The organism is Micrococcus sp. HMSC31B01 (assembly GCF_001816085.1).
GTDB classification, from domain to species: Bacteria; Actinomycetota; Actinomycetes; order Actinomycetales; family Micrococcaceae; genus Micrococcus; species Micrococcus luteus.
Map to the genome: position 1 here is coordinate 1 of NZ_KV825051.1, position 721 is coordinate 721.

Consider the following 721-nt stretch of genomic DNA (forward strand, 5'->3'; position numbering starts at 1 on the left):
GGCTTACACAGACCATCTGACACGCCCTCGCGACACCATCGACGTACTCATGGAGACCACCCCCAAGGGCTTGGACCTGGAGGCGGTCCGCATCCGGCTATCGGAGCTGCCGCACGTGCTGGAGGTCCATGACCTGCACGCTTCACGCATCGACTCCGACACCCCCGTGCTCTCCGCGCACGTCACCGTGCACAACGGCTGCCTGACCGCCGCGCACCTGGGCACTGTGCTGACCGACCTGCAACGGTGCGTGGCCCAGGATTTCCAAGTACCCATCGAACACTCCACCTTCCAAATCGAACCGGCCACCCACCCCCACACTGAGACCCTCCACCCCTGACCCACCCCTGCATCCCAGCCCCAGCTCATTCCCACCCCGACGGCAGGGTGCCGTCGCCACCGACCGAAACGGATCCCTTCGTGAGCACACCGACCCGCAATCCGACCCCCTCTGATCCGTCAACACCGGGCACCACATCCCGCAAGGCCAAGACCATCGTCTGGGTCGTACTGGCCGCTGTGGTGCTGGCCGGGCTGATCGTCGGAGTGGTGGCCGCCAGCGGCCCCCGCGACGCCGCCCCCCAGGGCTCCGGGCAAACTGCCTCCTCCGGGACCGGGCAGAGCGCCCCCTCGGAGGCCACGCCGGTGATGCGCCCAGACAGCCGGGTACTGTCCAAGGCCCCGAACGAGCAGGCCGTGCTGGTGGAGTTCCTGGACTTCG

At 68.0% G+C, this 721-nt stretch carries 1 protein-coding gene and 1 pseudogene; both read left to right on the forward strand.

The window, feature by feature from the left end:
• Positions 1-49: 49 nt before the first annotated feature.
• Complete coding sequence (locus HMPREF3105_RS04470; RefSeq protein WP_246830329.1) at positions 50-340, forward strand: cation transporter dimerization domain-containing protein; 291 nt, start codon at positions 50-52, stop codon at positions 338-340.
• 80 nt (positions 341-420) lie between these two features.
• Positions 421-721: pseudogene (locus HMPREF3105_RS04475) on the forward strand (disulfide bond formation protein DsbA); the annotation flags it as partial.